This window comes from Pseudogemmobacter humi, assembly GCF_900609055.1.
Classification (GTDB): Bacteria; Pseudomonadota; Alphaproteobacteria; order Rhodobacterales; family Rhodobacteraceae; genus Pseudogemmobacter; species Pseudogemmobacter humi.
The window spans coordinates 24,503-30,745 of sequence record NZ_UXAW01000055.1 but is presented as its reverse complement, the minus strand read 5'-3'; the positions used below and the strand labels follow the sequence as shown (position 1 = coordinate 30,745).

General features: G+C 62.6%; 5 protein-coding genes. All 5 read left to right on the top strand.

Features of this window, described 5'->3' with window-relative positions; all coding sequences use genetic code 11:
• Window positions 1–677: 677 nt before the first annotated feature.
• The 5 genes from XINFAN_RS08625 (at window position 678) to XINFAN_RS08605 (ending at window position 6,145) form a co-directional block, all read left to right on the top strand.
• The gene (locus XINFAN_RS08625) at window positions 678–2,024 is read left to right on the top strand and encodes an ammonium transporter family protein (RefSeq protein ID WP_124086095.1); all 1,347 of its coding nucleotides are present in this window, start codon (window positions 678–680) and stop codon (window positions 2,022–2,024) included.
• A gap of 228 nt (window positions 2,025–2,252) precedes the next feature.
• Window positions 2,253–3,392 (top strand): aminomethyl transferase family protein, encoded by a 1,140-nt coding sequence (locus XINFAN_RS08620; protein WP_124086094.1) that lies wholly within the window; start codon window positions 2,253–2,255, stop codon window positions 3,390–3,392.
• A 109-nt stretch (window positions 3,393–3,501) separates the two neighbouring features.
• Window positions 3,502–4,110 carry a dimethylamine monooxygenase subunit DmmA family protein gene (locus XINFAN_RS08615; protein ID WP_124086093.1) on the top strand — a complete coding sequence of 203 codons (609 nt, stop codon included), beginning with the start codon at window positions 3,502–3,504 and terminating at the stop codon, window positions 4,108–4,110.
• Complete coding sequence (locus tag XINFAN_RS08610; RefSeq protein ID WP_124086092.1) at window positions 4,107–5,069, top strand: PDR/VanB family oxidoreductase; 963 nt, start codon at window positions 4,107–4,109, stop codon at window positions 5,067–5,069. The genes XINFAN_RS08615 and XINFAN_RS08610 overlap by 4 nt, the downstream gene beginning before the upstream one ends.
• Before the next feature lie 11 nt (window positions 5,070–5,080).
• Complete coding sequence (locus XINFAN_RS08605; protein ID WP_124086091.1) at window positions 5,081–6,145, top strand: heme-dependent oxidative N-demethylase family protein; 1,065 nt, start codon at window positions 5,081–5,083, stop codon at window positions 6,143–6,145.
• Window positions 6,146–6,243 lie beyond the last annotated feature (98 nt).

Here is a 6,243-nt window from a genome sequence, read left to right as displayed (position 1 = left end):
GCACATGGCTCGTCTCCCTCTCCATAACGCTCTGGCGCAATCAGCATCGTAAACCTACCCAATAAACTAGCAAGAAATATTTTTGCATGTGGGGAATATTTTTTTACCGCCCCAAACGGGTGCGGCGCCACATGATCCCGGCGCGGCGGGCCGGAACAAACGGAAGGCCAATCAAAGCATTATCGGGACCGGAGCCGGGAGGGCCGGGGCCACGCCGGGCAAAACGGCCTCGGGGCGGAACCCGCGGCAACCACGCGAAAGACCAGTCTTAGACCAGTGGGATCGGGTGGTCGGAAGGGCGCCGCCGGGGCGGGTTTCCCTTGGGCCGCGCGCAAGTTCTCTGACAGACAAGAAATTTTAATATGAGATTATTGATTTTCTGTTTTCCTGGCCTCACAGTGGATCCGTGCCGGCGATGGGCGCCAGGTCAGCGACAAGACCAGGACCATACCACGACAGGACCAGTTCCCGCGGGCGGCGGCAACAGCAAGGGAGGCCGGCAAGCACCACAGCAAAGCGGAACAGGCGACCCGGCGCAAAGCCGCAGAACCGTCTCCTGCCGCCCGAGACCGGCACCCAAGCCGCAAAATGCCCCTGCCCGGATCAGTCCACCGGACAAAGGCGACAGAAAACCGGACCCGTCGAGGCTACCGGAAAACACAACAGGGAGTGCATATATGGAAGGAACTGCCACGTTCTTCGCGGAACAGGTGACTCTTAACCAGCTCGTCCAGAACCTGATCTACGGTTCCGGCACGGTGGGGGCACTGATGGTCGTCGCGGGGCTGCTGATGATCGACGCGGGCACCACCCGCAGCGGCAATCTCTACAATTCGACCATCGAGAAGATGGTCGGCTTCTTCATCGGCTTCACCACATATTTCGTCATCGGCTTCGGCTTCTGGGCCGGGCAATATTACATCATGGGCGGCGCCACGATGATGGATTCGCTGAAGGACTGGTGGTTCTTCGGCGCGTTGTCGAACGCCCATGCGCAAGATGTCGATCCGGCCGTCTGGCCGGGGCTTAACACGTTCCAGATCTTCATCTTCTTCCTCGCCACCTTCGCCGGCATCGTGAACGTGCTTCTGCATTTCGCGGTGTCCGAGCGGATGAAGGCCTCGGCCTTCTACGTCACCTGCGTGGTGGCGACGGTGGTGTCCTCGGTGCTCAGCTGGGCGGCCTGGGGCTCGGTCGGCCCGCTGACCAACGCCGGTTTCCACGATTTCTTCGGGATCGGCTTCGTCTATATCTTCCCGACCGGAATCGCGATGGTGCTGGTGCCGCAACTGGGCAAGCGCCCGGGCATGTTCTCGCCGCACCCGAAGGTCCCCAGCTACAAGGCGCCTTCGATCGGTCTGGCGGCGGTCGGCCTGCTGACCATCTTCTCGGGCCTGCCGATGGTGATTCTGTCCTGCCTGTTCTTCGTCGACCCCGAGGCCTATGCGATCTCGGTCACCATGGCCGACACCAGCGTGGGCATCGCCTTCAACAACTACGGCATCTCCTGGGCCGGGGGCGCGATCACCGGGGCGATCATCTCGTATCGCACGAAGAACTACATCTATCTGCTGTTCGGGCCGCTGGCGGGCTATGTCTCGGGCGCTCCGGGCTTCGACGTCTATCTGCCCTGGCAGATGTTCCTTGTCTCGCTGGGGGCGCCGGTCGCCTGCTGGCTGGTTTACGAGTTCACCTACAAACGCCAGATCGACGAGCACAAGCTGTTCCCGCTGTTCATCGGCGCGGGCTTCTATGCGCTGGTCATGGTCGGGCTGATCAAGGCGGGCACCCCTCGCGGCGGCTATATCGGCATCGAGGAAGGCATCTATGCCTATCAGCACGGCCAGATCGGCATCGTGATGCAGCTGGTCGGCTTCGCGGTCTGCCTTGGCACCGGCATTCTGACGGGGCTGATTCTCTCGGTGATCCTCAAGGCCACCACCGGCCTGCGCGTCTCCGAGGAAGATCAGGCCGAAGGTCTCGACAAGCTGAAATGGGGTCTTGAGAACGAAGGCAACGGCTGAGCCGCCCACAAGGCGCGCAGTCGGTTTCCGGCCATGCCGGAACAGATCACGGCGGGGGCGAAGCGCAGGCTTCGCCCCGGTTTTCTTCTCTGATCACACTTTGGGCAACCGCCGGTTCCGCACGAAATATGTTTTCTGTGAGGAAACCTTTTTTAACATGAATGTTGCTTTTCATGTTCAACCGACACAGACTGCCCCCAACACTCACTGAATAAAATGGGAGGAATCATGACCAATTCCTGGAGATTCTCTGCGCTTGCCGACCGCCACCGCGCCATGGGCTCGGAACTGGAAGACTGGAGCGGCATGGGCACGGCCTGGTCCTACACTGTCGGCAATGACAATGACGAATACATGGCGATCCGCACCAAGGCGGGCCTTATGGATGTCTCGGGCCTGAAGAAGGTCTATCTGAACGGCCCCGCCGCGAGCCATGTGATCGAGCGCGCCACCACCCGCAATGTCGAAAAGATCATGCCGGGCCGCTCGGTCTATGCGACCATGCTGTCGGATGGCGGCAAATTCGTCGACGACTGCGTGATCTACCGCACCGGGCCGAACAATTTCATGGTCGTCCATGGCACCGGCCAGGGCCATGAGCAGCTGGCGATGTATACCACCGGCCGCGATGTCGATATCCGTTTCGACGACAACCTGCATGACCTGTCGCTTCAGGGCCCGCTGGCGGTTGATTACCTGCAAAAGCATGTCCCGGGCATTCGTGACCTGAACTATTTCAGCCATATGCAGACCTCGCTTTTCGGCAAGCCCGTGATGATCTCGCGCACCGGCTATACCGGCGAGCGCGGCTATGAGATCTTCGTGCGCGGCCAGGACGCCGGCATGGTCTGGGATCGCATCCTCGAAGAGGGCGCGGAAATGGGCATCATGCCCTGCCGCTTCACCACGCTCGATATGCTGCGGGTCGAAAGCTACCTGCTGTTCTATCCGTTCGACACCTCGGAGAATAACCCCTACGACAACGAGCCGGGGGGCGACACCCTTTGGGAGCTTGGCCTCGACTTCACCGTCTCGCCGGGCAAGATCGGCTTCCGCGGCGCGGAAGAGCATTACCGCCTGAAGGGCAAAGAGCGCTTCAAGATCTGGGGCCTCAAGCTGGAAGGCGACAAGGTTCCGGGGAATGGCGCCCCGGTCTTCAAAGACGGCAAGAAGGTCGGCGTTGTCACCCAGGCCATGCATTCGCCGCTGAACAACTGGACGGTGGCAATCGCCCGTCTGCCGGTTGAAATGGCGAACAACGACACCAAAGTTGTCGTCAACTGCGCGACCCACGGCGAGATCCCGGCGACCACGCATTCGATGCCGTTCTACGACGTCGAGAAGAAGCGCCGCACCGCCAAGGGCTGAGAGCCAGCACTTCCGGTCTGAACGCTCCCCCGCCACATGCGCGAACTGTGGCGGGGGGCATTCCCACTCTCGGGGCAGAGCGGAACCAGCAAAGCGAAAGACACGAGGAATGACGCAGACGCAATCTGATGAAATCATGAAGTCGCGCCCGCGCTATGGCGTGCTGTCTTACCGGCCCGGATCGACCCATTTCATCGTCGCCGACGGCGAAGGCGGTGAAGCGGTGCAGAGCCTGTTCGCGCAGGCGCCGGAGATAGCGACCACGGCGCATATCGTCTATATTCCCGGCGCGAACGGAACCGATCTGTCGGCCGCGCTCGAAACACTCGGCGCAGCGGTGTTCCGCAAGGCGCCCAGCTACGGCGCCGCGCGCCAGCGCATCCAGAAGGTGCTGGGCGACGCGCATATGGGCCTTCAGCTTTACGCCGCCGGGACCGAGGGGCTGATCGGCCAGGTTCAGCGCGACGCGGTGGAAGCGGGCCTGCCGCATGACGCGCTTCAGACCGAGCAGCGCGGCTCGCTGGCGCGGCGGGTGCAATGCGTCCATTGCAAGGGCATCACCGAGAACGTCACCACCGATCCCTTCGTTTGCAGCCATTGCGGACTGAACCTCTTCGTGCGCGACCATTACTCGCGCCGTCTCGCCGCCTTCCAGGGCGTCTGCATCGACGCCGAAGATCCCGGTGAAGTCCCGCCAGCCGTGGAGCGTTTCAAATGAGCGGCGCCAGCAAGATCCCCGCCATCGTGACCGAGGTCGTCGAGGTCAACAGCCTGATCAAACGCTTCCGCTTCGTGCGCGAGGACGGCGGCCCGATGCCCGGCTTTTCCGGCGGCTCCCATACCGTGGTCGAGATGGAGGACGACGGCAGGCGCCGGCTCAACGCCTATTCGCTGATGTCCGACCCGGCCGACCGTTCGGGCTATGAGATATCGGTGCGCCGCGACGATGGCGGCCGCGGCGGCTCGATGTTCATGCACGCCCGCGTCAAGCCCGGGATGCGGATGCAGATCTCGCAGCCGGTCAACCTGTTCGGGCTGGACCTGCGCGCGAAGAAACATCTGATGATCGCGGGCGGCATCGGCATCACCCCCTTCATCGCGCAGATGGCGCAGCTCGACGGGCTGGGCGGCCGGTTCGAACTGCATTACGCCGCGCGCGACCGCGAACTCGGCGCCTATATGAACGAGCTTTCCGCCCGCTACGGCGAGCGGGTGCACCGCTATTACGACACCGAGGGCCAGGCGATCGACCTGCCGACGCTGCTGAAAGGCCAGCCGCTCGGCACCCATCTCTATGTCTGCGGGCCGAAGGGGATGATCAACTGGGTGCTCTCGACCGCGCAGAAGCAGGGCTGGCCCAAAGGCGCGCTGCATTCCGAGGAATTCCTCGCCCCCCCCGTGGGCGAGGCTTTCCAGGTGGATCTGGCGCTCAGCGGGGTGACGGTGAACGTCGGCGCCACCCAGTCGATGCTGGAGGCCATCGAGGCCGCCGGGATCGACGCGCCCTATCTCTGCCGCGGCGGCGCCTGCGGGCAATGCGAATGCAAGGTCCGCGAAGCCGAGGGAGAGTTGCTGCACTATGACCACTGGCTTTCCGACGAGCAGAAGGAAGCCCGTTCCCACATCATGCCCTGCGTCTCCCGCTTCAAGGGATCGCGGCTTGTGATCGAACTCTGAGGAGAAGACCGATGAGCCTTGACGACGCATTCAAAGACCCGTTCTTCCGCGACGAGTCCTTCTTCGGCAAATACACCTACAAGAACTCGCCCGCCGCCATCAAACGGTTCCCCTTCCCCTTCCCCGAAGACGACTACATGTATTCGGTGAATATGGAGCCGCATGTCTCGGGCCGTCCCGGCTCGGTGTTCGAGCATGCTTTCGACGTGGACGAGCATTACGTTTCCGAGATGCGCGACCGCGCCCGGGTGCTGGCCGACGATCCACTGCGCTGCCAGTCGCTGCCGCATATGACTTTGGCGGGCTGGGATCTGCTGGAGCTCATCATGGAGAGCTTCGCCCGCGACTACCCCCAGTGGTTCGAGCTGCACAAGGACGGCAACAAGTGGCACTGGATCAACCGGCCGCTCGGGATCGACGACAAGTTCACCTTCCTTGATGAGAGCACCCTGCCCTACGGGCCGATGGAATACATCACCCGCCAGGCCCAGGGCGATTTCACCTTGCAGGATCAGCGCGAGGACAATCTCTGGATCGAGGCCGGCATGGTCACCAGCCAGGCCGACTGGAGCCTCGATTTCGACATCGGCATGAGCTTCCACGAATGGCATGCGCCGGTGCCGCTGGCGGGCAAGATGGGCGTGTTCGACCGGGCGCTGAAATTCCTGCTTCAGTTGCAGCACGGCGCCCCGGTGCGGCGGTTCAACTGGACGATGACGGTCGATCCGCTGCTGGACACCAGCCCCGAGAATTACCACAAATGGGGCCCGTCCAAGACCACGCTGTCGGCGGAGAACATCGGTCAGCGCCAGCATCTGCGGGTGGAACTGCAAACCCTGTTCCGGCTGCCGCGCTCGAATGCGATCGCCTTCCCGATCCGCTGCTATCTGATCAGCTTCGAGGATCTGGTGAGCCAGCCGAAATGGGCCCGCCGCCTGCATCGGGTGATCAAGAACCTGCCCGACGAACTGGCGACCTACAAAGGTTTCATCCGCAACCGTCCGCTGATGATCGAATACCTGTCGCAGTTCGACGACGGCGCGCCGACCTCGCCGGGCTGGTGGGCCGACGAGTGAGACCTGTGCCGGACAGGGAATGAGCGGGGCCGGCTTCGTGCCGGCCTTGTCATTTGGGCAGATCCGCTGCGTCCTCGGAAAGCGCGGCCCCGCCGGAT

Coding starts and splice junctions, on each gene's coding strand:
- XINFAN_RS08615 (WP_124086093.1), top strand. CDS start 3,502: ATGACGCAGACGCAATCTGATGAAATCATGAAGTCGCGCCCGCGCTAT.
- XINFAN_RS08625 (WP_124086095.1), top strand. CDS start 678: ATGGAAGGAACTGCCACGTTCTTCGCGGAACAGGTGACTCTTAACCAG.
- XINFAN_RS08620 (WP_124086094.1), top strand. CDS start 2,253: ATGACCAATTCCTGGAGATTCTCTGCGCTTGCCGACCGCCACCGCGCC.
- XINFAN_RS08605 (WP_124086091.1), top strand. CDS start 5,081: ATGAGCCTTGACGACGCATTCAAAGACCCGTTCTTCCGCGACGAGTCC.
- XINFAN_RS08610 (WP_124086092.1), top strand. CDS start 4,107: ATGAGCGGCGCCAGCAAGATCCCCGCCATCGTGACCGAGGTCGTCGAG.